This window comes from Pseudomonas sp. YQ_6 (genome assembly GCF_043103245.1).
In the GTDB taxonomy this organism is placed as follows: Bacteria; Pseudomonadota; Gammaproteobacteria; order Pseudomonadales; family Pseudomonadaceae; genus Aquipseudomonas; species Aquipseudomonas alloputida.
In genome coordinates this window covers 57,817-83,531 of record NZ_JBICJR010000007.1, presented here as the reverse complement: position 1 = coordinate 83,531, position 25,715 = coordinate 57,817, and the positions used below count along the sequence as shown (strand labels likewise).

The following is a 25,715-nucleotide window of genomic DNA, read 5'->3' as shown; positions in this document are numbered from 1 at the left end:
TGACTCCCCGTTTGTGCACCGCTTCAGTGCATTCGGCTGGAGCGTGTACGCCCTATCACACTCCAATCAGAGCCAAGGTAACAATGAGCCTGTTTTCCGCTGTCGAGCTGGCACCCCGCGACCCTATTCTGGGCCTCAACGAAGCATTCAACGCCGACCCACGTACCGACAAGGTCAACCTGGGCGTAGGCGTGTACTGCAATGAGGAAGGCCGCATTCCGCTGCTGCGCGCCGTGATCGAAGCCGAAACCCAGCGTGCCGCCCAGCACGCTTCGCGCGGCTACCTGCCGATCGACGGCATCGCCACCTACGACCAGGCTGTGCAGAAGCTGCTGTTCGGCGCCGAGTCGCCACTGCTGGCCGCCGGCCGCGTGGTCACCGTGCAGGCCGTCGGTGGTACCGGCGCGCTGAAGATCGGTGCCGACTTCCTCAAGCGCCTCTCGCCCAATGCCGTGGTTGCCATCAGCGACCCTAGCTGGGAAAACCACCGTGCGCTGTTCGAATCGGCCGGCTTCCCGGTGCAGACCTACCGCTACTACGATGCGCCGACCAACGACGTCAACCGCGCGGGCATGCTCGAAGACCTCAACGCCCTGCCATCCGGTTCGATCGTGGTGCTGCACGCCTGCTGCCACAACCCGACCGGTGTCGACCTGAACCTGGACGACTGGAAGAACGTCCTGGAAGTGGTCAAGGCCAAGGGCCACGTGCCGTTCCTCGACATGGCCTACCAAGGCTTTGGTGACGGTATCGCCGAAGACGCCTTCGCCGTGCGCCTGTTCGCCGAGTCGGGCCTGGAATTCTTCGTTTCCAGCTCGTTCTCCAAATCGTTCTCGCTGTACGGCGAGCGCGTCGGCGCACTGTCGATCGTCACCGCCTCCAAGGACGAGAGCACCCGCGTGCTGTCGCAGGTCAAGCGCGTGATCCGCACCACCTACTCCAACCCGCCAACCCACGGCGCAACCATTGTTGCCACCGTGCTGAACAGCGCAGAACTGCGCCAGATGTGGGAAACCGAACTGGCCGAAATGCGCGAGCGCATCCACGGCATGCGCAAGCAGATGGTATCGCTGCTGGCCGAATACGGTGCCAACCGCGACTTCAGCTTCGTTGGCCGCCAGGTCGGCATGTTCTCCTACTCGGGCCTGACCGTTGAACAGGTCACCCGCCTGAAGAACGACTTCGGCATCTATGCCCTGGACACCGGCCGTATCGCGGTGGCCGCGCTGAACCAGAGCAACATCCACGTGGTGACCAAAGCGATCGTGGAAGTGCTGTAACTCATTGTTTTGCCTGGGGGTGGGTTGACTTCTCCCAGGCAATCAGTAAGATACGCGCAGATTCCGCGATAGCTCAGTCGGTAGAGCAAATGACTGTTAATCATTGGGTCCCTGGTTCGAGTCCAGGTCGCGGAGCCAGACATTGAAAAGCCCCCGTGTTGCGTAAGCAACCGGGGGCTTTTTCGTTGCGCTGGAATTATTGGCCAAGCACCTCGGTCACTGGCTTGCCCTCGTCCACCAGGCTCCAGACCAGCAAACTGGCCGGCTGGGTTTTGCTGGCGTTGCGTGAAACGCTGTGCACGGTGCCCGGCGCCTCGTACCAATAATCGCCGGCCTTGTAGGTCTTTTCCTGCTCGCTGTTGAGCTTCGATACCACCGCCCCTTCCAGGACGTAAGCCATGACTGCGCCCGGATGCTGATGCGCGGGTGATGCCTCGCCCGGGGCGTAGCTGACGGTGAGCATGACGGCGGTTTTGCCGGGGGCATTAGAGGGCTGCTGTTGTTGCAGGACCCTGACCTGGTCGGCGACATCACCGTGGGCCCAAGCGGGCGTTTGGGCGGCGAGCAGCGCGAAGAGGATGATGGCTAGTGGATTCATGAGCTTTCCTGGAGGACTAGTGCCTGCAGGTTAGGCCCTGACTGGCTGAAGAAAAATGGCCAATCCGGGGGAAAAGCAGGGGGCCGATTTTCGCCTGTACCGGCCTTTTCGCGGGTGAACCCGCTCCTACAACGGCCTGTGCCGCCCTCAATGCGTGTGTAGGAGCGGGTTTACCCGCGAATACGGTGGCGGCGGCAATGGTGAACGAAGGGTGGAGATTGGCCAGCAGGCCCGGCCCTTTCGCGGGTTTACCGGCGAAGAGGCCGGCATCGCTAACATAGGCCTCAGCCACTGCGCCCGATCGGGTAAAACGCCCCCTTGCTCCACACCCCAAGCCATTCCTCACCATCGATCACACGCGGCACCGCCAGCTCCACCAGCTGGTAAAACACATTGCGATGTATCAGCGCCTCCAGGTTGCTGCGCATCAGCACATACGGTGATGGCTCCTGCGTCACCGGGTCGATCACTACCCGCAGGGGGTTATCCGGCCCCGCCTCGACCTGGTCCTCGACATTGCTGGTAAAGCGCAGCACCTGCTGTTCGCCTTCGTCCTGCACTTCCAGCAACACGGCCACGAATGGCGCATCGTCAACACGAATGCCGACCTTCTCTACCGGCGTAATCAGGAAGTAGTCATCGCCGTCGCGGCGAATGATGGTAGAAAACAGCCGCACCATCGGCTTGCGCCCGATCGGCGTACCCAGGTAATACCAGGTGCCGTCGCGGGCGATGCGCATGTCGATGTCACCACAGAAATCCGGGTTCCACAGGTGCACCGGCGGCAGCCCCTTGGCCTTGGGGATCTGTGCCAGAAGGTCATTGGCCTTGCCGGAGTCGCTCATCACGCTTGCCTCACTCACTCATGCCCAGAAGGCTACGAGCGTACTCGCGCATCGGCGCACCAAGCAAATCCTCCGGGGTGTTGTCGTGGAACGTCAACAAACCGCCACGGCTCTTGATGCGTGCGGTGTCGATCAGGTAGCGGGTACTGGTTTCGATCAGCATCATCTGCACCACGCCAGTGTCCCAGCCCAAGCGGTCGACGGCCTGCTCGTCATACCACTCGTCACCATTGCCGATGCGATCGTCGGTACGTGCGAAGCGCGTGTACAACACGTAGTCCGCACCCACCGAACGCGCCTGGGCGATGGCCTCTTCGAGGCCCAGCGGGCCCTGGGCGCGACGTACCATCGGGAAGTATTCGACGAAGCTCTTGAAGGCCTGCTGGGCCACTGCATTCTGCCGAGGCACCGGCCCCTCGCCCGGCGGCACGAACGCACCCTGGCCAATGAAGATGAACGAATCAGGCTGCAGGCGGATCGACAAGGTGCGACGGGTTTCGCTGTGGTCCAGCAGACCGGCATCGCTCATGTGATAGCGGACGCCTTCGCCCATATCGCTGACATTCATGCAGCCGCCCAGCGCCATCAGCGCCAGCAGCAAGACCAGGCTACGCATCTTTCCTCCAGTGGCCGGCGACGAAAAACCGGCGAATAGCCGGCGGATGCAGCTTTTGCGCCAGCTTCAGCCACCGATCACTTTCATGACTGTCACGCCGCCAGAAAAGGCTACGTCTTGCTTGTCAGCCAAAGCCTTGACCAACAACCGCTGCAAGGCCGGCAGCGCCTGATGACGTGGTTTTTCCAGCAGGTCGCCGACGAAGTGCCGGTTACCTGACGACAGGCAGCCATGCAGCCAGCCCGTAGAAGACAGGCGCAGCCGCGAGCAGGTACGGCAAAACGGAACGCTTTCGTTGGCAATGACGCCGAAGTGGCCCCTGCCGGGGATGTGGTAACGCATGGCAGTGGCATCCAGCGGCGCATTCACTTGGGCGTAGGTATGCTGGCCGCCGATCAGCGCAAGCAGCTGGTCGAGGCCTACAAACTGCTGGAGGAAGGCGTTGCGATCGTGAGAAAGGTGGCCCATGCGCATCAGCTCGATGAAGCGCAGCTCGAAGCCGCGCGCGAGGCAGTAATCCAGCAGCGGCAGTACCTGATCAAGGTTTTTCCCCCGCATCGGCACCATGTTTACCTTGATTCGCATACCCAGAGCGCTGGCCTGCTCCATTGCATCCAGCACAGTGCCCAGGTCGCCGCCACGGGCAATCTGGCGGAACGCCAGCGGGTCGAGGGTGTCGAGGGAAACGTTCAGCCGACGAATCCCAGCCGCCTGCAGTTGCGGCAACTTGCGCGCCAGCAACTGGCCGTTGGTGGTCAGCGAGACGTCATCAAGGTCGAGTTTGGCCACGGCAGCCAGAAAGGCATCCAGGCGCGGGCTGACCAGTGGCTCACCGCCAGTAATCCGCAGGCGCTCGATGCCGGCGGCTTCGATCAGATAGGCCACGCCACGGGCCAAGGCATCCGCCGACAGCTCGTCCTGCGCCGCCACCAGCCGCTTTCCGTCAGGTACGCAGTAGGTACAGGCGTAGTTGCAGGCAGCCGTCAGGCTGACGCGCAGGTTGCGAAACCGCCTGCCTTGACGATCGACAATCATGAATGACTCCGGCATGGATGAAGGGGCCGGCAAAACCTGACTCATAAATCAGGTTTTTGCAAGCCCCAATGCGCAATGCCGAATTTCCAAACGATAGCCAACGCTTCGGGCTGCACTGCCGCGCAGAGGACGCACGACGCAGTTTCGCTAAATGCTCAGCTTGAGGGTTCCGGGTCGCGCTTGCGCTTGTTGCCCATACGCACGCCAATGTCCATCAGGAACTGGAAGAAGCCTTCCTGGTCTTCCAGCACGTTGCTCCAGAACGGCGAGTGGTACAGCGCCACAGCGCCGTGCACCAGAGCCCAGGCAGCGCAGTAGTGGAAATACGGCGGCACGTCTTCGAGCTTGCCTTCGCTGATACGGCCCTTGATCAGCTGAGTCAGGCGGTCGAAGTTGGAGGCACGGATGCTGTGCAGCTGCTCGACCATTTCCGGCACCTGATTGCCCTTGACCACCTTTTCTTCAAGGCGGTCGAACAGCCGGTAGCGTTGCGGATCGCGCATGCGGAACTCGAAGTAGGCGCGCGACAGCGCTTCCTTGTCACGGTCGACGTCGGCCGAGTGCAACAGCTCGTTCAGGTCACGCTCGTAGTCGAGCATCAGGCGCAGGTAGATCTCCGCCTTGGACTTGAAGTGCTTGTAGATCGTGCCTTTGCCGATGCCCACGGCGTCGGCGATCATCTCGACGGTGACGCTGTCTTCACCTTGCTCGAGAAACAGCTTGAGCGCGGTATCGAGGATTTCCTGTTCGCGACGGCGAAACTCACGGACCTTACGAGGTTCTTTCTGCATGGGAAGGACTGGATGACAATCGAAGCGGTTTATTATGCCTAACTTGCGGGAAATTGCACGGATCATCCACGCATGTCTGTGTTTCACGATGCATACGGCCATACGCTGCGGGAGGAATGAAACGTTGGCGTATTCCAAATCTGTTTAAAAAACGTCCAATATGCACTGGCACTGCGCCAAACCTGACCAATACTTGAAGTGTTGGCGCGGCGCATCCCCCCCAGTGGCGCGCCGATAAAGGTGCTCAGGGACCGCGTACCTTTGTTTTACTCCTAATGGTCTTAACCCGGATTCCTCCCCCAGAACCCGGGTTTTTTTTGTGTTTTTGTGGGGAGGATGGTGTGACGGCTGTCGGGTGCGTGACGCATGATTTTCAGCGCCTGTGAGATCGAGCGCCGCGCGGGCGGCGCTCGATCTCACAGGCGCTGCAAGGGCTGTGGCAGGCACCTTGTGACCCTCACACAATCGCTAACCCCGGTGAATCAATCCACCCGCGCCAACGGGAACAGCCGCTTGAAGTTGGCGGTAGTCTGCTCGGCCAACTGCTCATAACTGGCCCCACGCAGCGAAGCCACATACTCCGCCACCTCCCGCACATACTGCGGCAGGTTCGGCTTGCCCCGATGCGGAATCGGCGCCAGGTAGGGCGAATCGGTCTCCACCAGCAAGCGATCGACCGGCACCTGCCGCGCCACTTCCCGCAACGCTTCGGCATTGCGGAAGGTAACGATGCCCGACAGCGAAATGTAATAACCCAGGTCCAGCGCCGCCTTGGCCATGTCCCAGTCCTCGGTAAAGCAGTGCAGCACGCCCGCTTGCGGCAGGTTCGCCTCACGCAGCAGCGCCAGGGTATCGGCACGTGCCGCCCGGGTATGCACGATCACCGGTTTGCCGGTCTGCCTGGAGGCCTCCAGATGCAGGCGGAACGAGGCTTGCTGCAGCTCGGCAGCCTCCGGCTCGTAGTGGTAATCCAGCCCGGTTTCACCAATCGCCACCACATGCGGGTGGGCCAGTTCGCGCAACAACCATTCCAACGCCGGGGTTTCGCCAGGGGCCAGGTCCAGCGGGTGCACGCCCACCGAGCAGTCGACGTCAGCGTACTGCTCGCTCAGCGCCTTCACTGCACCCGCATTCTCGGCACTGACGCCAATGCACAGGAAATGCCCGACCCCACGCTCACGCGCCGCCTGCAGGGCAGCGTCGAGGGAGCCCTGGTGGGCAGTGAGGTCAAGACGGTCGAGGTGGCAATGGGAATCTACGAGCATGGGATAACGGCACACATGAAAAATGGAAAATCAGCGGGCACCCGGCAGTTGCAGCCAGTGAGCCAGCAGCGATTCAAGCAACAAGGCGCGGTTGAGGTTGGCCTTGCCCAGTACCTTCTGGCGCTGTTCGAGGATCCATGCCTGCACCTCCAGCACCTTGGCCTGGCGGCTCTTCTGCGCCAGGTATTGCACGACCTTGCGCATATCGGCCAAGCCTAACCCTTCTTCGTCCTGGGTCAACTGGTAGCGCAGGATCAGGTGCGTCCAATCGCAGAACCAGTCGAACAGCAGCAACAACGGCACACCGCTCCAGGCATCGGCCAGCTGGCTGGGCGATTGCTGCTGCTTGAGCAGCTTCTTCACCCCGTCGGTTACCAGCGCGCGTTGCTCGCGAACACCCTGCGCCTGCAGGCTGACCGCCATCAATGGCGAACCTGCTGCCAGCGTCAGCAGCTCATCGCGCTCGACCTCGTCGCAGTCGGGTAAAGCGCCAGCCAGCCATGCCTGGCTCTGGGCCAGGCTGGGCTGCGGACAGGCTACCTGCTGGCAGCGGCTCTTGATCGTCGGCAACAGTCGGCTGGGCTGGTGCGTCACCAGCAACAACACGGTGTCACCGGAAGGTTCTTCAAGGCTTTTGAGCAGGGCGTTGGAGGCGTTGACATTCATCGCCTCCACCGGCTCGATCAACACCACCTTGCGCCCGCCCAGCTGCGCGGTCTGCACCACAAAGGCCACCAGCTCACGTACCTGGTCGACCTTGATCGGCTTGTCAGCCTCCTCCGGCTCGAGGACGAAGTTGTCCGGGTGGCTGCCGGCCTTGAGCAACAGGCACGACTTACACGCCCCACAAGCGTCAAGGCCCTGCGGCTGCTGGCACAACAGGCGCGCCATCAGGCGCTCGGCCATGGCCCGCTTGCCAATACCCTGCGGCCCATGCAGCAGATAAGCGTGGGCGTGCCGGCTGCGACCGGCCAGTTGCTGCCACAGCGCCTGCTGCCAAGGGTAGGCCTCAGCCACGGCAACGCTCCAGAATGCCTGGCAGCAGTGCGTCGATGTCACGCTGCACCGCCTCCAGGGATTGTGCCGCATCAAGCAGGCTGTAGCGCTGTGGCGCGCTTTGCGCGCGCTGCAGGTATGCCTGGCGCACCGCTTCGAAGAAGGCCTGCCCTTCCTGCTCGAATCGGTCCAGGCGGCCACGGGCGGCGGCGCGGGCAAGGCCCACTTCTACCGGCAGGTCAAAGACCAGGGTCAGGTCTGGGCGCAGGTCGCCCTGGACGAATTGCTCCAGAACCGCGATACGCTCGACCGACAAACCACGACCGCCGCCCTGATAGGCATAGGTGGCGTCCGTGAAACGGTCACACAGCACCACAGCCCCGCGGGCCAGCGCCGGCCGGATCACCTGTGCCAGGTGCTGGGCGCGAGCGGCGAACACCAGCAGCAGCTCGGTGTCGGCCGCCATGCCTTCGTCGCTGGGCGTCAGCAACAGTTCACGCACCTTTTCCGCCAGCGGCGTACCGCCTGGCTCACGGGTCAGCACCACGTCCAGGCCGTGCTCGCGCAGGCGCGCGGCCAGGTAGTCGCGATTGGTGCTCTTGCCCGCGCCTTCGGGGCCTTCCAAAGTAATAAACAAGCCGCTCACAGGCAGTCCTTAATGTTGTTCGTCAGGCGTCGGCCGCTCGGCCGCTTGCGCACCGCCGGCAGGGGCATCCTGCGCGGGCGCTTCATCGGGGGCTGGCTGCGCAGTTGGCTCGTCCGCTGCTGACGGGTCCGCTGCTGGGGGCTCAGGGCGCTGCGCATCGTCGGCGCCCGATGCCTGTTCGGCATCATCAGCACCTGGCTTGGTCTCTTGCTGCGGCGCAGGGCTGGAGCGGTAGTCCGACCGGCGCTTGAGCTGAAACTCGCGCACTGCCGAATTGTGGTCGTCGAGGTCGTCGGAAAACACATGGCTGCCATCGCCGCGGGCGACGAAGTAAAGGCTGGTGCCATTGGACGGGTTCAGCGCCGCGTGAATCGCCTCGCGGCCGACCATGGCGATCGGGGTCGGTGGCAGCCCAGTCATGGTGTAAGTGTTGTAGGGCGTTGGCTCGCGCAGGTCGGCGCGGGTGATCTTGCCGTTGTAGCGTTCACCCATGCCATAGATAACCGTCGGGTCGGTCTGCAGCATCATACCCAGGCGCATGCGCCGCACGAACACACCGGCGATCTGCCCGCGCTCCTGCGGAATGCCGGTTTCCTTTTCGACCAGAGAGGCCATGATCAGCGCTTGGTACGGATCACGATACGGCAGGTCGGTGGAACGCTCGGCCCACTCCTTGGCCAGCACTTCGTCCAGACGCATGTAGGCCTGCTGCAGCAACTCGACATCGCTCATACCCCGCACGAAACGGTAGGTGTCGGGGAAGAAGCGGCCTTCGGGGAATACACCGGTATGGCCAAGCTTGTCCATGACCTCGGCATCCGACAAGCCGTCCAGGGTATGCTTGATCTTTTCATGCTTGGCCACGGCCGCACGCACCTGGCGGAAGGTCCAGCCTTCGACCAGGGTGAGGTTGTACTGCACCACGTCGGCACGGCGCCAGGCGTCGAACAACTGCTCGACGGTCATGCCAGGGGTAAGACGGTACTCGCCGGTGTGCAGGGGGGTGCCGGCCATGTTGAAGCGCCAGTACAAACGCAACCAGACAGCATCGTCAAGCAAACCTTCCCTTTGCATGCTGTAGAACATGCGGTTGGGGTTAGTGCCATTGGGCACATCCAGCAGGCGTTCCTGCGTGACGTGCAGAGGCTGCTCCAGGACCGAGTTGACCTTCCAGGCCGACCAGCCAAACGCCAGGCCGGCAAGGATCAAGCCCATTTCCAGCAACAGCAGGAATTTACGTCTCACGAATTCAGGTTTCCAGTAACGTACGGGCAACGGCCTGCAGTTTACGAGTGAGCGGGCCCGGCGACCAGTTTAGCGTGGCTACGCCACACACGGGCCAAATGCCGTAAACGCTATTGCAAACAAATACTTCATCCGCTTGCTCAAGCGCCTCGAACGACAGGTCGCAGACGTGCACCGCAATACCCAGCAGCGGGGCCTGCTCCAGCAGTGCGGCACGCATCACGCCCGCCACGCCACAACGGCTAAGATCGGCGGTAAGCAGCACGCCATCACGCACCAGAAACAGATTGCTATAAACCCCTTCGATCACCCTGCCCTGCGCGTCACGCATCAGGCCTTCGGCATGGTCGCTGTCCTGCCATTCGGCACGGGCCAGCACCTGCTCCAGGCGGTTAAGGTGTTTGAGGCCGGCCAACAGTGGTTGTTCCCCAAGCCGGGTCTGGCAAGGGAACAAACGCACGCCATGCTCGGCATGCTCGACAGGATAACGGGGTAATGGGCTGCCTTGCAGGATACGCCGCGGCGCTGCATCGACAGCTGGCGCATAGCCACGCTGGCTATCGCCACGGGTAAGGATGAGTTTGACGACACCCTCACCCAGCTGACTGGCGTAACGCAGCAGCTCGTCGCGCACCAGCGCCAGATCGGTGTTGATCGCCAAGCGCTGGCAACCCAGTGCCAGGCGTGCAAGGTGGCCGTCCAGCAAGCTGGGCCGGGCACCTCGCACGGCGATGGTTTCGAACAAGCCATCGCCGTAGGCCAGGCCGCGGTTCTGCAGGTTGAGTGCAGTCGCCGGCTGGCCGTCGATCCAGCTGTGCATCAGTCGGCAAACCGGCGGAATACCAGCGAGCCGTTGGTGCCGCCAAAGCCGAACGAGTTGGACAGCACCACGTCGATCGGCATGCTGCGCGCCTGGTGGGGAACGAAGTCGAGGTCACACCCTTCGTCCGGCTCGTCCAAGTTGATGGTCGGCGGGGCCATCTGGCTATTGATTGCCAGCACGCTGAAGATCGCTTCCACCGCGCCTGCGGCGCCCAGCAGGTGGCCCGTCATCGACTTGGTCGAGCTGACCGCCAGCTTGTAGGCATGTTCGCCGAACACGCGCTTGATCGCCGCCACTTCGGCCACATCGCCCGCTGGGGTAGAAGTGCCGTGGGCGTTGATGTAGCTGACTTCTTCCGGCTGGATACCGGCATCGCGCAAGGCGTTGGCCATGCAGCGGGCAGCGCCTTCGCCAGAGTCGGGCGGCGAAGTCATGTGGTAGGCGTCGCCGCTCATGCCAAAGCCAACCAGCTCGGCATAGATAGTCGCCCCGCGGGCCTTGGCGTGCTCCAGCTCCTCGAGCACCAGGGCTCCAGCACCGTCGGACAACACAAAGCCGTCACGGCCCTTGTCCCACGGGCGGCTGGCCCGGCTTGGTTCATCGTTGCGGGTAGACAGTGCGCGCGAAGCGCCAAAACCGCCCATGCCCAGACCACAAGCAGCCATTTCGGCGCCACCGGCGATCATCACGTCAGCTTCACCGTAGGCGATATTACGCGCGGCCATGCCGATGCAATGAGTGCCGGTGGTGCACGCAGTGGCGATGGCATAGTTCGGCCCTTGCAGACCCAGGTGGATCGACAGGAAACCGGAGATCATGTTGATGATCGAACCCGGCACGAAGAACGGCGAAATGCGGCGCGGCCCTGAATCGTGCAGGGTGCGGCTGGTTTCTTCGATGTTGGTCAGACCACCGATACCCGAGCCCATGGCCACGCCAATACGCTCGCGGTTGGCATCGGTGACCTCCAGGCCGGCATTACGCACGGCCTGGAAACCAGCCGCCAGGCCGTACTGGATGAACAGGTCGAGCTTGCGGGCCTCTTTGGCCGACAGGTACTGCTCAACCTCGAAGCCTTTCACCGAGCCGCCAAAACGGGTGGAGTAGGCAGACAGGTCCGTGTGTTCGATCGGACCGATGCCACTGCGGCCAGCCAGAATGCCCTGCCAGGTGCTCGGTACATCGGTACCCAGTGGCGACAGCATACCCATACCGGTGACCACGACGCGTCTACGCGACACAGTACTCTCCTTTTCTAATAACAGAGTCTCTTGCCATTGCATTCAAGTGCTGGAATGAAATGGCAACAGGCTCTTGGTGCGCGGTGAACGAAGCCGCCTGAAAAATGCGAGGCGCTCGCAAAGAAAAAACCGCACGCCGGCGAAGGCAGTGCGGTTTTCCCCGACAAGAAACGTCGACTGTAGCGTCTTAGGCCTGGTGGGCTTTGACGTAGTCGATGGCAGCTTGAACGGTAGTGATCTTCTCGGCTTCTTCGTCAGGGATTTCGGTCTCGAATTCCTCTTCCAGAGCCATCACCAGTTCAACGGTGTCAAGCGAATCGGCACCCAGGTCATCGACGAAGGACTTAGTCTCAGTCACTTCTTCTTCCTTGACGCCCAGTTGCTCGGCGACGATTTTCTTGACGCGTTCTTCGATGGTGCTCATACCTAGTTTTCACTCCTAATGGATATATGTCAGGCAGCTGGCCGGTGGCTAATTTTATAGAAAGACGTTCGCTTTTCAAGCTAAACGCACCTTCAGGCTAGTCACCACACCCGCTGCCTGGAATCTGGTTGCAGCTTTATAACGGATTTTAGGCTCGCAGTATGACTCTTTTTTTACGAAACCCGTCACATTGAGTTGCAGTATTACATGTACATCCCGCCGTTGACCGGCACGGTAGCGCCGGTCACGTAGGCGGCGCCGTCGGACGCCAGGAACGAAACCACCTTGGCAATTTCGTCAGCCTGGCCCAGGCGGCCCAGCGGAATCTGGGTCTGCAGGGCTTCGCGCTGAGCTTCCGGCAGCTCGCGGGTCATGTCGGTATCGATGAAGCCCGGGGTCACCGAGTTGACGGTGATGCCACGCGACCCCACCTCACGCGCCAGGGCGCGACTGAAGCCTTCCAGACCGGCCTTGGCAGCCGCATAGTTGGCCTGACCCGCGTTACCCATGGCACCGACGACCGAGCCGATGCTGATGATACGACCCCAACGTGCCTTGGTCATGCCACGCAGCACGCCCTTGGACAGACGGTAGAGGCTGTTCAGGTTGGTGTCGATGACATCGAACCACTCGTCGTCTTTCATGCGCAGCATGAGGTTGTCGCGGGTGATACCAGCGTTGTTGACCAGGATGGCCGGCGCGCCGAACTGCTGGCCAATGGCGGCCAGTACTGCTTCAACCGATTCGGCGCTGGTCACGTTTAGCTCCATGCCGGTGCCGGTGATGCCGTGTTCTTTCAGGGTGGCAGCGATGCGCTCGGCGCCGGACGCCGAAGTGGCGGTACCAATCACGGTCGCGCCCTGGCGCCCCAGCTCGAGGGCGATGGCCTGGCCAATGCCACGGCTGGCGCCGGTAACCAGTGCAACTTTACCTTGCAGGCTCATGCAAGCTTCTCCAAATCAGGCCAGTGCCGCGCGGGTGGCAGCAACGGCGTCAGGGGTGTTGAGGTTGTAGGTGGTCACGCCGTCGGCGCAACGCTTGTTAAGGCCAGCCAGGACCTTGCCCGGGCCACACTCGACCAGGTTGACCGCACCGTTGGCGGCCAGGGTCTGCACGCACTCGACCCAGCGTACCGGCTGGTACAGCTGTGCCAGCAGGTCGTGCTTGAGGGCATCGAGGTCGGCGGCGACGGCGGCAGTGACGTTCTGCACCACCGGAATCTGCGGGGCCTTCCATTCGATGGCATTGACCGAATCGGCAAAGCGCTCAGCGGCGGGCTTCATCAGGGCGCAATGCGACGGAACGCTGACCGCCAGCGGCAGGGCGCGCTTGGCACCTTTGGCCTTGCACAGCTCCATGGCGCGATCTACCGCTGCCTTGTTACCGGCGATCACCACTTGGCCAGGCGAGTTGAAATTCACGGCGCTGACCACTTCATCCTCAGCGGCTTCGGCGCAGAGTTCCACGACCACAGCATCGTCCAGGCCGAGAATGGCAGCCATGGCGCCATGACCGGCCGGTACGGCTTCCTGCATCAGCTGACCGCGGCGCTCGACCAGGCGAACAGCCTCTTTCAGGCTGATGCTGCCAGCGGCGACCAGGGCGCTGTATTCGCCCAGGCTGTGCCCGGAAACGAAGGCAGGCTTGGCGCCGCCCTCTTCCAGCCACAGGCGCCACAGTGCGATGGACGCAGTAAGGATTGCCGGCTGGGTCTTGTCGGTCTGATTAAGTTGCTCTTCCGGGCCGTCCTGGACCAACTTCCACAGGTCGTAGCCGAGCGCTTCGGACGCTTCCTTGAAGGTTTCGATGATCACTGGCTTCTCGGCGCCGAGCTCGGCGAGCATGCCCAGCGACTGGGAACCTTGACCGGGAAAGACGAATGCGAGGGATGCAGACATTGAACAAGCCCTTATGATCTTGTCGTCGGATAGTGTGCGCCAAGCCCGAGGCCAGGCGCGGAATCTGAAAACTTGGATGGAAACACAGACCAAGCGGTCACATTTAAGCACTTCATCGGCGAAATGCCTAAGGCAACAGGTCTTCAAGGCGGCCATGCAGCCGCTGCGGCAGGTTTTCCTGAATTTCGATCAGCGCCCGCTGGATGGCACTCTGAAACCCCTGCACGCCCGCCGAGCCATGACTCTTGATGACGATGCCCTGCAGCCCCAGGAAGCTCGCCCCATTATGCCGCGCCGGCGCCAGGTCGGCCTGCAGACGCTTGAGCAGCGGCATGGCAACGGCCCCGGCAATGCGGGCAAAAGCACCGCCCTTGAACAGTTTTTCGATGCGCGCACCGATCATCGTCGCCAGGCCCTCGCTGGACTTGAGCAGTATGTTGCCGACAAAACCGTCGCACACCACCACGTCTGCCTCGCCCCGGTACAGGCCATCCCCTTCGACGAAACCGACATAGTTGAGGCCGCGGGCGTTCTGCAACAACGTGGCAGCCAGCTTGACCTGCTGGTTACCCTTGATGTCCTCGGTACCGATATTCAACAGCGCCACGCGTGGCCGATGCACACCCAGGGCCTGAGCGGCCACCGAGCCCATTACCGCGAACTGGTAGAGGTTTTCGGCACTGCAGTCCACATTCGCGCCCAGATCGAGCAGTTGGCAGTAACCCGTCTGGGTCGGGATCGCCGCCACCATGGCCGGCCGGTCGATACCCGGCAGGGTCTTGAGCACGAAGCGCGACAACGCCATCAGCGCCCCGGTATTGCCGGCACTGACACAGGCCTGGGCTTTTCCGTCGCGCACCAGTTCGAGGGCGATGCGCATCGACGAATCCGGCTTGCCGCGCAACGCCTGGGATGGCCGCTCGTCCATGCCGACTACCTCACTGGCGGCGACAATCTGCAGGCGCGCGCGATCCGCAGCTGGCAGGCCACTGACGAGATCTTCAAGGAGGGAGGGTTGACCGACGAGGGTCAGATGGAGCGAGGGGGTAGCCGAAAGGCAGGCAATGCTAGCCTGGACAATGCTGCGGGGACCGAAGTCCCCGCCCATTGCGTCGATCGCGATGACCTGAGCGGACAAGGATTACTCGTCAGCGCCCTTGTCGACCACTTTACGACCACGGTATACGCCTTCTGGCGAAACGTGGTGGCGCAGGTGAACTTCACCGGTGGTTTTCTCTACCGACAGCGCGTTTTCCGACAGAGCGTCGTGCGAACGGCGCATGTCACGGGCAGAGCGGGATTTTTTGTTCTGCTGAACAGCCATAATTGATTAACTCCTAAACGTTTGGGTCACGCTTTAACTGCGCCAAAACACTGAACGGGTTGGACCGCGATACCTCGTCCTTGCTCGATTCGGGCTCGTCTGCGCCCGCCGGCTGCTGGCATTCTTCCGGATGATGAGCAGGCACGATTGGCAAGGCGAGCAAAAGCTCCTCCTCGACCAATGCCTGCAGATCCAAAGGATCTTCGCCCAGTTCCAGCACGTCATAGCCTTTCGGCAACGACTGGGTATTCGCACCCTCCTTCACCACGGCGTATGTACATTCGCTGTGGATCGGTAGGGTGACCAGCTCAAGACAACGCTGGCAAACCATCTTGACTTCGACGTCCAGCTCGCTGTGGATTACCACCACGTGCTGTTCATCTCGTTCAAAATCGAACTTCGCCTGCACCGTACCGACATTGTCGGAAAGCGGGTCGCAGAGTCTTTCCAAATCAGCGAGTTGCAGCGAACCGTTAAGGGTTACGCCACGATCGGCTAATTTGCGCGGGTCAACGTGAGGTGGAATCGGGTCATTCAACATAGGCGCAGCATTCTAGGGATGCCCCCCGCCCCTGTCAAAGGAAATTAGGCGGCATCGTGCGTGATAGAATTGGTTCAACCGAACCCGGAGTCTACCATGCTTCCTTTGTTACTGGCTTCCAGCTCTGCCTATCGCCGCGAACTGCTCGCTCGCCTGCATCTGCCCTTCACCTGGGCAAGCCCCGATATAGACGAGCAGCGCCTGGAAGACGAGCCAGCCGTTGAACTGGTACGCCGCCTTGCCAGGCAAAAAGCCGAGGCCTTGGCGGGCAGCCATCCCGGGCACCTGATTATCGGGTCGGACCAGGTAGCTGTGCTGGGCGAACAGGTGCTGGGTAAGCCGCACACCTTCGAACGGGCTTGCGAGCAACTGCTGGAGTGTAGCGGGCAGCAGGTGAGCTTTCTGACTGGGCTGGCACTGCTGAACAGCGCCACCGGGCAATGCCAGGTGGATTGCGTGCCGTTTACTGTCACGATGCGCGAATTGAGCCGCGAGCGCGTGGAGCGCTACGTCGCGACGGAACAGCCGCTGGATTGCGCAGGGAGCTTCAAGGCGGAGGGGTTGGGGGTGAGCCTGTTCCAGAGCACCCATGGGTGCGATGCAACCAGCCTGATCGGGCTGCCGCTGATTCGGCTGGTGGATATGCTGACCAAGGAAGGGGTGATGGTTCCGTAACCTGGCTGGAGATTTTGGCGCCCGACAGTTCGAGCGCCGCCCGGGAGGGTGAACGATCGGGGATATTGGACCGCGGGTCCGGCCTATTCGCGGGTAAACCCGCTCCTACAACGCACCGCTGGGCACCCCGATCGATGAGCGAGCCTGCGCGCAATGCGCCGCGCGGGCGGCGCTCGACCTGCCAGGCACCACAAGAACTGCGACGAACTCAACGCAACTGCGGCCCCTGGAACCCCATCCACATCGCCAGGTGCTCTGCCACACTGGCACCCACGCGCTTTGAGAAGCGATCAAAAGGCGACTCCTGAACGGTGAAGTCAACCAACTCCTTCTCGCCCACGATCTCACGCGCCACATAGCTGGCACTGCCCAAGCCATCCACCAGCCCCAGCGCCTTGGCCTGCTCACCCGACCAGATCAGGCCGCTGAACAACTCCGGGTGCTGTTTATCCTTCAGGCGCTCGCCCCGCCCCTGCTTGACCATCGCGATGAACTGCTGGTGCGTGGTATCCAGCACGCCCTGCCAGAACCGGGTTTCTTCTGGTTTTTCCGGCGAAAACGGATCAAGGAACGCCTTGTGCTCACCCGATGTATAGGCACGCCGCTCGACCCCTAGCTTCTCCATGGTGCCAACAAAGCCATAACCCGCCGCCGTCACCCCAATGGAACCCACCAGGCTGGCCTTGTCGGCATAGATCTCGTCCGCCGCACTGGCGATGTAATAGGCACCGGAAGCACCAAGGTCAGCGATCACCGCATACAGCTTGATGGCGGGATATTCGGCACGCAGGCGACGGATTTCGTCATACACGTAACCCGCCTGCACCGGGCTGCCACCCGGGCTATTGATGCGCATCACCACCGCCTTGGTCTTGTCGTCCTTGAACGCTTCGCGCAGGCTCTTGACGATGTTATCGGCGCTGGCAGCCTCCTGATCGGCAATCACCCCGCGCACTTCGACCAGCGCGGTATGGCTGGCACTGCGCGAAGCGGCCTTGTCCATGTCCATCAGCGGCGAGAACAACGCCAGAATGCCAAACAGGTAGACGAAGGTCAGCAGCTTGAAGAAGATCCCCCAGCGCCGCGACCGTCGCTGCTCCTGCACGCTGGCCAGCAAGGTCTTTTCCAGCAGCCTCCAGCTGTTGCGCTCTTCGCGCTCCCCGGGCTCGGCCTCAGGGGCTTTCCATTCGTCTGCCATGCTTACCTACCTTGGAAATGGAATTGCGGAACCACCCAGCCACTCGCGCAACTGGGAAAAGTGATCGATGCATACCTGCGGGCCAAACTCGGCCAGCGCCTGCAGCGACATGGCACCATAGCCAACCGCAACCGAATGCATGCCGGCATTGCTGGCCATCTGCAGGTCGAATGCCGAATCTCCGACCATCAGCGCACGCGACGGTTCGACGCCACAATGCCCGAGGATTTCCTCAAGCATCAGCGGGTGTGGCTTGCCACGGGTCTCGTCAGCGGCGCGGGTGATGTCGAAGAACCGCTCCCAGCCATTGGCCTTGAGCACCCGATCCAGCCCACGACGGGCCTTGCCGGTGGCCACCGCCAGGCGGTAACCCTCGGCGCGAAAGGCATCCAGCGACTCGACCACACCATCGAACAACGGCGAAGGCTGCTGATCCAGCGCAACATAGACATCGGCATAGTGCTGGCGGAAGCTGGCAACCTCTGCAGGCGCCAGGTGCGGGTACAGGGTGTGGATCGCCTCGTCCAAGGCCAGGCCGATGATGCCCTTGACCGCATTGTCGCTGCTCTGCGCCTCGCCGGCACGTTCTGCGGCGACATTCATGGCCTCGACGATACGCCCAATGGAATCGGCCAGGGTGCCGTCCCAGTCGAAGATCAGTAGCTCATAGCCTTTTTTCATGGGTCAGGACGCACTCAGACGTTCAACGGTTTTCGCCCAGACCTCATCCACAGGCGCCTCGAGCTTCAATTCACCGCCGTCCGGCAGCGGTACAGTCAACGCGTAGGCATGCAGGAACAGGCGCTTGCCACCCAACTCGCGAATTTCGCGACTGAAGTCTTCGTCGCCGTATTTGCTGTCGCCAGCGATCATGTGCCCGGCATGCAAGGTGTGCACGCGAATCTGATGGGTACGACCGGTGATCGGGCGCGCCTCGACAATGGTGGCAAAGTCGCCAAAGCGGCGCAGCACGCGAAACAGGGTCAGCGCCTCCTTGCCTTCATCGTTCACTTCGACCATGCGCTCACCGGAGCGCAGGTTGCTCTTGAGCAACGGCGCGTTGACCTGCTTTTTCGAGGTGGGCCAGTGGCCGCGCACCAGCGCCATGTAGCGCTTGTCGACACCATCGCCGCGCAGGGCGGCATGCAGGTGGCGCAGCATGCTGCGCTTCTTGGCGATCATCAACAGGCCAGACGTGTCGCGATCCAGGCGATGCACCAGCTCCAGCTCCTTGGCATCCGGGCGCAACTGGCGCAGCGCCTCGATCACCCCGAAGCTCAGGCCACTGCCGCCGTGCACGGCAATGCCGGCCGGTTTGTTCATCACGATAAGCGCCTTGTCTTCGTAGACAATGGCGGCTTCCAGGCGCTGCAGCAGGCCTTGGGCCACCGGCGCCGGCTCGTCTCGCTCCGGCAAGCGGACGGGCGGAACCCGCACGATGTCGCCGGCCTGGATCTTGTACTCCGGCTTGACGCGGCCCTTGTTGACCCTCACCTCACCCTTGCGCAGGATGCGGTAGACCAGCGTCTTGGGCACGCCCTTGAGGGCCGTGATGAGGAAATTATCGATGCGTTGGCCGGCAAGCTCCGGCGCGACTTCGATCAGCTGAACGCCGGAAGTCGGAGGGGTATTGGTCGTCATTGCGGGATCATAACAATTTTTTATGGAATTGAAGCACTTAATCATTGCTGCTATAGTCGCGAACGCCGCCAAAAGCGGCAGGCCAGCGGCACCAGGCTCTTTGCCGGTCCCTGACCTTCGCAATTCTCCAGGACGCGAGGCCGTCCTACGGGGTTTTCGCCAGTTTACCGAAATGCCTGGAATCGCCACCAGCGCCGTGTAGAGAAGACCGAAAAAAAACGACAAGTGCGGTGTTTCACCTGCTTACCCGATTCTTTTCGCTGCACCTCTGCCCGCGAGTCGCTTCCACGCATCGCCCGGCGAATGCTTCGGAAATACCTGCCTTGGACATGAATGGCGCCAGCGCAGAACCAGCGCTGGCGAAAAATGCAACCCGTTGCGGATTCAGCGCGCGGCAGCACCCGAATTATCAGGGATACGTGCAGGGTGGAGATGCACAGCCCTCGGACCGTGTAGCACCGCGTCCGGCCACCAGCCCACTGACGGCTGGTGAGCGGATAAGGTCCTGAACAGATGCCCTCCGGGCGTCCACGGCTGACGGTTGATTCCTCCTCCTGACTGAGTGCACAAGGCCCGCTTGGTTGATTCGGATACCTATTCGAAGCCACCGGGGCCTTGTTGGCACCGCAGCAAACAGGACGCGTCGTCGCGACAACGGCAGGCTGGGCAACCGGCTGGTGCCGAACGTCGCTCGACACGGGGGTGGCCCGGCCACCCTTTGCGCACCTTGGCACCGACCATGAGACGTCGTGTGTGCCGAACGCCGTTTCCGGCAGCCCGGAAACCGACGGTACAACATGAAAAGAATGCTGATTAACGCGACTCAACCCGAAGAGTTGCGTGTAGCCCTGGTGGACGGCCAACGTCTCTACGACCTGGACATCGAGTCCGGCGCGCGCGAGCAGAAAAAGGCCAACATCTACAAAGGCAAGATCACCCGCATCGAACCCAGCCTCGAAGCCGCCTTCGTCGACTTCGGTTCCGAACGTCACGGCTTCCTGCCGCTGAAAGAAATCTCCCGCGAGTACTTCAAGAAGGCCCCAGAAGGCCGGGTCAACATCAAGGAAGTGCTCAGCGAAGGCCAGGAAGTCATCGTTCAGGTCGAGAAGGAAGAGCGCGGCAACAAAGGCGCCGCCCTCACCACCTTCATCAGCCTGGCCGGCCGCTACCTGGTGCTGATGCCCAACAACCCGCGCGCCGGTGGCATCTCGCGCCGCATCGAAGGCGAAGAGCGCAACGAACTGCGCGAAGCCCTGAACGGCCTGACCGTACCGGGCGATATGGGCCTGATCGTGCGCACTGCCGGCCTTGGCCGCAGCAGCGAAGAAATGCAGTGGGACCTGGATTACCTGCTGCAGCTGTGGACCGCCATCAAGGAAGCGTCCCTGGACCGCGCCGCGCCATTCCTGATCTACCAGGAAAGCAACGTCATCATCCGCGCCATCCGCGACTACCTGCGCCAGGACATCGGCGAAGTGCTGATCGACAGCATCGACGCCCAGGAAGAAGCGCTGACCTTCATCCGCCAGGTGATGCCGCAGTACGCCAGCAAGGTCAAGCTGTACGAAGACAGCGTACCGCTGTTCAACCGCTTCCAGATCGAAAGCCAGATCGAGACGGCCTTCCAGCGCGTGGTCGACCTGCCGTCCGGCGGTTCGATCGTGATCGACCCGACCGAAGCCCTGGTGTCGATCGACATCAACTCGGCGCGCGCCACCAAAGGCAGCGACATCGAAGAAACCGCCCTGCAGACCAACCTGGAAGCGGCCGAGGAAATCGCCCGCCAGCTGCGCCTGCGTGACATCGGCGGCCTGATCGTCATCGACTTCATCGACATGACCCCGGCGAAGAACCAGCGCGCCGTTGAAGAGCGCGTTCGTGAATGCCTGGAAGCCGACCGCGCCCGCGTGCAGGTAGGCCGCATCTCGCGCTTCGGCCTGCTGGAAATGTCCCGTCAGCGCCTGCGCCCATCGCTGGGCGAAAGCAGCGGCATCGTCTGCCCACGCTGCTCCGGCACCGGCATCATCCGTGACGTCGAATCGCTGTCGCTGGCCATCCTGCGCTTGATCGAAGAAGAAGCCCTGAAGGACCGCACCGCCGAAGTACGTGCTCAAGTGCCGATCCCGGTAGCCGCTTTCCTGCTGAACGAAAAGCGTAATTCGATTACCAAGATCGAGCTGCGCACCCGTGCGCGCATCATCATCCTGCCGAACGACCACCTGGAAACCCCGCACTTCGAAGTCCAGCGCCTGCGCGACGACAACCCTGAAGTGCTGAACAACCAGTCCAGCTACGAAATCGCTGCCGCCGAAGCCGAAGAAGCGCCGCAACCGACCGCCACCCGCACCCTGGTACGCCAGGAAGCCGCAGTGAAGACGGCCCCGGCCCGCGCCAACGCACCGGTACCGGCCGCCGCTGAAGAGCCCCAGGCTGCCGCTCCAGTCGCCCCTGCCCCGAGCGCTCCGGAGCCAAGCCTGTTCAAAGGCCTGGTGAAGTCACTGGTGAGCCTGTTCGCCGGCAAGGACGAGCCTGCCGCCGCGCCAGTGGTTCCCGCCGCCGAAAAACCGGCTGCCGAGCGCAGCCCGCGCAACGAAGAACGCCGCAACGGCCGCCAGCAAAGCCGCAACCGCAACGGCCGCCGCGACGAAGAACGCAAACCGCGTGAAGAGCGTGCCGAGCGCGCACCGCGTGAAGAGCGTGCCCCGCGCGAGGAACGCGCCCCGCGCGAAGAGCGTGCACCGCGTGAGGAACGTGCCCCACGTGAAGAGCGTGCACCGCGTGAAGAACGTGCTCCGCGCCAGCCACGCGAAGACCGCCGTAGCAACCGCGGCGAAGAGCGCGTTCGCGAACTGCGCGAGCCGCTGGACGCTACCCCGCCAACCGAACGCGAAGAGCGCCAGCCGCGTGAAGAACGTGTAGCCCGCGAAGAGCGAGCGCCACGTGAAGAGCGCGCACCGCGTGAAGAGCGTGCTCCACGTGAAGAACGCGCACCGCGCGAAGAGCGTGCCCCACGTGAAGAACGGGCACCGCGTGAAGAACGCGCCCCTCGCGAAGAACGTGCCCCACGTGAAGAACGCGCCCCTCGCGAAGAACGTGCTCCACGCGAAGAACGTGCTCCACGCGAAGAACGCGCCCCGCGCCCACCACGCGAAGAGCGCCAACCACGCGCTGCCGAAGAAGCAACCGAACAGGCAGCCGAACTGGCCGAAGAGCAACTGCCAGGCGAAGAGCTGCTGCAAGACGAGCAGGAAGGCACCGATGGCGAGCGCCCGCGCCGCCGCTCCCGTGGCCAGCGTCGTCGCAGCAACCGTCGTGAGCGTCAGCGCAATGCCAATGGCGAGCTGATCGACGGCAGTGAAGAAGAAGGCAGCGAAGAGCAGCCACAACAGCACCAGGCCACCGAGCTGGGTGCCGAACTGGCTGCCGGCCTTGCCGTGACGGCTGCTGTCGCAAGCAGCAACATCAGCTCCGACGCAGAAGCCCAGGCCAACCAGCAGGCCGAGCGCGCCACCGCTGAAGTCGCCGCCGTTGCAGAAACCGACAACAGCGAAGCCGCCCAACCGGTCGAGCAGGTCGAAGCGGTCACCAAAGCTGAAGAAGCGTCCGTGGCCCCAGCGGTCGAGCAGCCGGTCACCGAGCCAGTGGCCGCAGCCGCGGCAACTGCCGAGCCTGTGGTCGAAATGGCCCCGCAGCCTGTCGCTGAAAATGCACCTGCTGTTGAGCCGGTCGTGGTTGCAGAAACCGTGGTCACTGAAACCCCAGCAGAAGCCCCAGCGGTAGAAGCCGGTGAAATCGAACAGGCCCCGGCCGTGGCCGAAGTCACTCCGGTTGCCGTACAGCCTGCCCCGGTTGTCGAAGCCCAGCCAGAAGTGGTGGCCGAGCCTGCACCGGCACCTGCAGTGGTCGAACCTGCCACTGTCATGCTGGCCAACGGCCGCGCACCGAACGACCCACGTGAAGTGCGTCGCCGCAAGCGCGAGGCCGAGGCTGCTGCCAAAGCGGCACAGGAAGCTGCTGCAGCTTCCCAGGAACCAGCCTTGGAAACCGCCGATGAGCACAAACCTCATCACGGCTGATAGCCAAAGCTGAATGAAAAAGCCCCGCCAGTGCGAACTGGCGGGGCTTTTTTTGGTTTGCCTGACTGGCCTCTTCGCGGGTAAACCCGCTCCTACGGGAGGTTCACAGCCGGCAAATCAGTAAAGATTAGGCTCCATCTCCAACTCAACCCCAAACCGCTCGAAGATATCCGCCTGAATCTTGCGCGCCAGCGCATGCATCTGCGCCCCGCTCGCCTGGCCATAGTTGACCAGCACCAGCGACTGCAAGCGATGCACGCCAGCATCACCCTCACGATGACCCTTCCAGCCCGCCTGCTCAATCAACCAGCCCGCCGCCAGTTTCACCTGGCCATCCGCTTGGGGGTAAGCCACAACCGCGGGATACTGCGCACGAATTCGCTCGACCAGATCAGCCGTTACCACCGGGTTCTTGAAGAAGCTCCCGGCATTGCCAAGCTCTACCGGATCTGGCAGCTTCTCGCGGCGAATGCTGCAGATTGCATCACTGATCGCTTGCGCGGTCAGCTCGATCACCCCCTGCTCAGACAGGCGTTGGCGCACCGGGCCGTAATCCAGATGAGCGTGCAGGGTGCGGGTCAAGGCAAAGCGCACACGCAGGATCAACCAGCGGCCGGGGTTGCGCTTGAAAAGGCTGTCGCGATAGGCGAAAGCACATTCTGCCAAACCGAAGTCACGCAGCTCGCCCGTCTCACGGTCCAGGGCTGTCAACCCGGCGAATACGTCCTTGATCTCCACCCCGTATGCGCCCACGTTCTGCATCGGCGCAGCACCGACGGTGCCGGGGATCAGGCTGAGGTTCTCCAGCCCGCAATAGCCCTGCGCCAGCGCCCACTGCACAAACGCGTGCCACGGCTCACCGGCCTCGGCTTCGACCACGATACACTCGCCATCGTCACTGAGCACACGCCGACCGCGGCTGGCCATGTGCAGCACCAGTGCATCGATATCACGGGTCAGCAGCAGGTTGCTGCCACCCCCGATCACCAGTACCGGCAAGCCTCTTTGCTGTGCCTGGCCCAGCGCCTGACGCACCTGCTGGTCGTCCTGCACCTGGCTGAAATAGCGCGCCTTCACGTCGATGCCGAAGGTATTGTAAGGCTTGAGCGATACCTGCTCCTGCCACTGCACTGTCATAGACGCCCCTTGATTTCCAGTACCAGCGCCTGGCAAGCCGCTTCCACCAGATCCAGCACCTGCTCGAAGCCATCGGCGCCACCGTAGTAAGGGTCTGGCACTTCATCCAGTGCTGCACCGTAGCGGCGCAGGAACAGGTCGAGTTCACCCTCTGCCGTGGACGGGCGCAGGGCCCGCAGATCGCGCAGGTTGTGCTCATCCATGGCCAACACCAGGTCGTATTCGGCGAAGTGCGATGCCTTGACCTGTTGGGCGCGTTGCTGCGACAGATCATAACCACGCGCCAGCGCCGCCTTGCAGGTGCGGCTGTCTGGGGCCTTGCCGACATGCCAATCGCCGGTGCCGGCAGAAGCCACCTGCACCTTGTCGGCGAGCCCGGCGGCCTGCAATTGATAGCGCAGCACGCCTTCGGCAGTGGGCGAGCGGCAGATATTGCCCAGGCACACGAACAGGACGCGCATCAGGCCTCCAGCAAGCGCCGTACGCGCTCCAGATCCTCAGGGGTATCGACACCCACGGCAGGTGCCTCGATGGCGTCCTCGATGTGAATGCGCACGCCGTGCCACAGGGCACGCAGCTGCTCCAGCGCTTCAGCCTGCTCAAGCCAGCATGGGCCCCAGCTGACGAAGTCGTGCAGGAAGCCGACACGGTAGGCGTACATGCCAATATGGCGGCGATATGGCACCCCTTCCGGCAGCACGTCGCGGGCCTTGGCAAAGGTATCGCGGGCCCAGGGCAGCGGCGCTCGGCTGAACGTCAGGGCCAGGCCGTTCTTGTCACTCACCACCTTGACCGCGTTAGGGTTGAACACGGTTTCCGGCTCATGGATCGGCTCGGCCAAGGTGGCGATGCCCGCTTCCGGATGCGCAGCCAGGTTGGCCGCCACCTGATCGATGATCACCGGCGGGATCAGCGGCTCGTCGCCCTGCACGTTGACCACGATGGCGTCAGCCGGCAAACCGAGATACGCGGCCACTTCGGCCAGACGGTCAGTGCCCGATTCATGATCGGCACGGGTCATCAGCACTTCGGCGCCGAAGGCCTGGCAGGCTTCGAGGATGCTGGTGTCGTCGGTGGCGATGACCACACGGCTGGCACCGCTCTTGCGGGCCTGCTCCCACACATGTTGCACCATCGGCTTGCCGGCAATCAGCAGCAGCGGTTTGCCTGGCAGGCGGGTGGAGCGCAGCCGGGCGGGGATTACAACCGTAAATTCAAGGCTCATTTGTCAAGACGCTCGTCGTCGGTCAGGGTGCGTGCCTCGCTTTCCAGCATGACCGGGATACCGTCGCGAATCGGGTAGGCCAGGCCAGCGCCCTTGCTGATCAGCTCGGTCTTGTCGGCGCTCAGCTTGAGCGGGCCCTTGGTGATCGGGCAGGCCAGGATATCGAGCAGTTTGGTGTCCATTGGAGGCTTCCTT

General features: G+C 62.6%; 27 protein-coding genes and 1 tRNA gene. 4 read left to right on the top strand and 24 right to left on the bottom strand.

Annotation, left to right across the window (positions count from 1 at the left end; all coding sequences use genetic code 11):
* Positions 1 to 83 precede the first annotated feature (83 nt).
* A complete protein-coding gene (locus tag ACF8FG_RS02325; RefSeq protein ID WP_010952990.1) occupies positions 84 to 1,280 on the top strand; it encodes an amino acid aminotransferase in 1,197 nt (398 codons plus the stop codon).
* 62 nt (positions 1,281 to 1,342) lie between these two features.
* Positions 1,343 to 1,418 (top strand) — tRNA-Asn (locus ACF8FG_RS02320).
* A gap of 58 nt (positions 1,419 to 1,476) precedes the next feature.
* On the opposite strand, the gene ACF8FG_RS02315 is transcribed toward ACF8FG_RS02320, so the two are convergent.
* From ACF8FG_RS02315 to ACF8FG_RS02235, 17 genes are all read right to left on the bottom strand, one after another.
* Positions 1,477 to 1,878, bottom strand: coding sequence for a cupin domain-containing protein (locus ACF8FG_RS02315; protein ID WP_012053285.1), 402 nt, complete (start codon positions 1,876 to 1,878; stop codon positions 1,477 to 1,479).
* Between the two features lie 284 nt (positions 1,879 to 2,162).
* A complete protein-coding gene (locus ACF8FG_RS02310) occupies positions 2,163 to 2,723 on the bottom strand; it encodes a DUF1285 domain-containing protein (RefSeq protein ID WP_014591917.1) in 561 nt (186 codons plus the stop codon).
* A gap of 10 nt (positions 2,724 to 2,733) precedes the next feature.
* Positions 2,734 to 3,339: a DUF4823 domain-containing protein gene (locus ACF8FG_RS02305; RefSeq protein ID WP_010952988.1), complete on the bottom strand. Its 606-nt coding sequence runs from the start codon at positions 3,337 to 3,339 to the stop codon at positions 2,734 to 2,736.
* A 66-nt stretch (positions 3,340 to 3,405) separates the two neighbouring features.
* Entirely contained in the window at positions 3,406 to 4,374 is a 969-nt protein-coding gene (locus tag ACF8FG_RS02300; protein ID WP_014591918.1) for a GTP 3',8-cyclase MoaA, read from the bottom strand.
* A gap of 155 nt (positions 4,375 to 4,529) precedes the next feature.
* Positions 4,530 to 5,165 carry a TetR/AcrR family transcriptional regulator gene (locus ACF8FG_RS02295; RefSeq protein ID WP_014591919.1) on the bottom strand — a complete coding sequence of 212 codons (636 nt, stop codon included), beginning with the start codon at positions 5,163 to 5,165 and terminating at the stop codon, positions 4,530 to 4,532.
* Positions 5,166 to 5,647: 482 nt separating this feature from the next.
* Positions 5,648 to 6,430 carry a TatD family hydrolase gene (locus tag ACF8FG_RS02290; RefSeq protein ID WP_014591920.1) on the bottom strand — a complete coding sequence of 261 codons (783 nt, stop codon included), beginning with the start codon at positions 6,428 to 6,430 and terminating at the stop codon, positions 5,648 to 5,650.
* A 30-nt stretch (positions 6,431 to 6,460) separates the two neighbouring features.
* Positions 6,461 to 7,447, bottom strand: a complete 987-nt coding sequence (locus ACF8FG_RS02285) for a DNA polymerase III subunit delta' (RefSeq protein ID WP_010952985.1) — start codon at positions 7,445 to 7,447, stop codon at positions 6,461 to 6,463.
* Positions 7,440 to 8,072: a dTMP kinase gene (tmk, locus tag ACF8FG_RS02280; RefSeq protein ID WP_014591921.1), complete on the bottom strand. Its 633-nt coding sequence runs from the start codon at positions 8,070 to 8,072 to the stop codon at positions 7,440 to 7,442. Before tmk ends, ACF8FG_RS02285 begins: the two co-directional genes overlap by 8 nt.
* A gap of 9 nt (positions 8,073 to 8,081) precedes the next feature.
* Positions 8,082 to 9,317: an endolytic transglycosylase MltG gene (gene mltG / locus ACF8FG_RS02275; RefSeq protein ID WP_014591922.1), complete on the bottom strand. Its 1,236-nt coding sequence runs from the start codon at positions 9,315 to 9,317 to the stop codon at positions 8,082 to 8,084.
* A 4-nt stretch (positions 9,318 to 9,321) separates the two neighbouring features.
* Positions 9,322 to 10,137, bottom strand: a complete 816-nt coding sequence (pabC, locus tag ACF8FG_RS02270) for an aminodeoxychorismate lyase (protein ID WP_014591923.1) — start codon at positions 10,135 to 10,137, stop codon at positions 9,322 to 9,324.
* A complete protein-coding gene (gene fabF / locus ACF8FG_RS02265; protein WP_014591924.1) occupies positions 10,137 to 11,381 on the bottom strand; it encodes a beta-ketoacyl-ACP synthase II in 1,245 nt (414 codons plus the stop codon). Before fabF ends, pabC begins: the two co-directional genes overlap by 1 nt.
* A gap of 187 nt (positions 11,382 to 11,568) precedes the next feature.
* Positions 11,569 to 11,805, bottom strand: a complete 237-nt coding sequence (gene acpP / locus ACF8FG_RS02260; RefSeq protein WP_003247161.1) for an acyl carrier protein — start codon at positions 11,803 to 11,805, stop codon at positions 11,569 to 11,571.
* Positions 11,806 to 12,008: 203 nt separating this feature from the next.
* Positions 12,009 to 12,749, bottom strand: coding sequence for a 3-oxoacyl-ACP reductase FabG (gene fabG, locus ACF8FG_RS02255; protein WP_014591925.1), 741 nt, complete (start codon positions 12,747 to 12,749; stop codon positions 12,009 to 12,011).
* A 15-nt stretch (positions 12,750 to 12,764) separates the two neighbouring features.
* Positions 12,765 to 13,703 (bottom strand): ACP S-malonyltransferase, encoded by a 939-nt coding sequence (gene fabD / locus ACF8FG_RS02250; protein ID WP_014591926.1) that lies wholly within the window; start codon positions 13,701 to 13,703, stop codon positions 12,765 to 12,767.
* A gap of 127 nt (positions 13,704 to 13,830) precedes the next feature.
* Positions 13,831 to 14,841, bottom strand: a complete 1,011-nt coding sequence (plsX, locus tag ACF8FG_RS02245) for a phosphate acyltransferase PlsX (RefSeq protein WP_019437406.1) — start codon at positions 14,839 to 14,841, stop codon at positions 13,831 to 13,833.
* A gap of 3 nt (positions 14,842 to 14,844) precedes the next feature.
* Positions 14,845 to 15,027 (bottom strand): 50S ribosomal protein L32, encoded by a 183-nt coding sequence (rpmF, locus tag ACF8FG_RS02240; protein ID WP_003247154.1) that lies wholly within the window; start codon positions 15,025 to 15,027, stop codon positions 14,845 to 14,847.
* Positions 15,028 to 15,040: 13 nt separating this feature from the next.
* On the bottom strand, positions 15,041 to 15,568 hold the full coding sequence (locus tag ACF8FG_RS02235) for a YceD family protein (RefSeq protein ID WP_010952934.1): 528 nt from the start codon (positions 15,566 to 15,568) through the stop codon (positions 15,041 to 15,043).
* A 96-nt stretch (positions 15,569 to 15,664) separates the two neighbouring features.
* Here ACF8FG_RS02235 and ACF8FG_RS02230 point away from each other — a divergent pair, with 96 nt between their 5' ends.
* Entirely contained in the window at positions 15,665 to 16,243 is a 579-nt protein-coding gene (locus tag ACF8FG_RS02230) for a nucleoside triphosphate pyrophosphatase (protein WP_014591928.1), read from the top strand.
* A 208-nt stretch (positions 16,244 to 16,451) separates the two neighbouring features.
* Here the strand turns inward: ACF8FG_RS02230 and ACF8FG_RS02225 are convergent, their stop codons facing one another.
* Genes ACF8FG_RS02225 through rluC form a run of 3 tightly spaced genes read right to left on the bottom strand, consistent with a single transcriptional unit; the run spans position 16,452 to position 19,082 of the window.
* Positions 16,452 to 17,441, bottom strand: coding sequence for a S49 family peptidase (locus tag ACF8FG_RS02225; protein ID WP_014591929.1), 990 nt, complete (start codon positions 17,439 to 17,441; stop codon positions 16,452 to 16,454).
* Positions 17,442 to 17,447: 6 nt separating this feature from the next.
* Positions 17,448 to 18,122, bottom strand: coding sequence for an HAD family hydrolase (locus ACF8FG_RS02220; protein ID WP_019437409.1), 675 nt, complete (start codon positions 18,120 to 18,122; stop codon positions 17,448 to 17,450).
* A 3-nt stretch (positions 18,123 to 18,125) separates the two neighbouring features.
* Positions 18,126 to 19,082, bottom strand: coding sequence for a 23S rRNA pseudouridine(955/2504/2580) synthase RluC (gene rluC / locus ACF8FG_RS02215; RefSeq protein ID WP_003247149.1), 957 nt, complete (start codon positions 19,080 to 19,082; stop codon positions 18,126 to 18,128).
* Positions 19,083 to 19,879: 797 nt separating this feature from the next.
* Between rluC and rne the strand changes: the two genes are divergently transcribed.
* On the top strand, positions 19,880 to 23,158 hold the full coding sequence (gene rne, locus ACF8FG_RS02210; protein ID WP_019437411.1) for a ribonuclease E: 3,279 nt from the start codon (positions 19,880 to 19,882) through the stop codon (positions 23,156 to 23,158).
* Between the two features lie 117 nt (positions 23,159 to 23,275).
* On the opposite strand, the gene murB is transcribed toward rne, so the two are convergent.
* Genes murB through ACF8FG_RS02190 form a run of 4 tightly spaced genes read right to left on the bottom strand, consistent with a single transcriptional unit; the run spans position 23,276 to position 25,702 of the window.
* Positions 23,276 to 24,295: a UDP-N-acetylmuramate dehydrogenase gene (gene murB, locus ACF8FG_RS02205; RefSeq protein ID WP_019437412.1), complete on the bottom strand. Its 1,020-nt coding sequence runs from the start codon at positions 24,293 to 24,295 to the stop codon at positions 23,276 to 23,278.
* Positions 24,292 to 24,756: a low molecular weight protein-tyrosine-phosphatase gene (locus ACF8FG_RS02200; protein ID WP_014591934.1), complete on the bottom strand. Its 465-nt coding sequence runs from the start codon at positions 24,754 to 24,756 to the stop codon at positions 24,292 to 24,294. The genes murB and ACF8FG_RS02200 overlap by 4 nt, the downstream gene beginning before the upstream one ends.
* Positions 24,756 to 25,520, bottom strand: coding sequence for a 3-deoxy-manno-octulosonate cytidylyltransferase (gene kdsB, locus ACF8FG_RS02195; protein WP_003247143.1), 765 nt, complete (start codon positions 25,518 to 25,520; stop codon positions 24,756 to 24,758). The genes ACF8FG_RS02200 and kdsB overlap by 1 nt, the downstream gene beginning before the upstream one ends.
* A complete protein-coding gene (locus ACF8FG_RS02190) occupies positions 25,517 to 25,702 on the bottom strand; it encodes a Trm112 family protein (RefSeq protein WP_003247142.1) in 186 nt (61 codons plus the stop codon). The genes kdsB and ACF8FG_RS02190 overlap by 4 nt, the downstream gene beginning before the upstream one ends.
* Between the last annotated feature and the right edge of the window lie 13 nt (positions 25,703 to 25,715).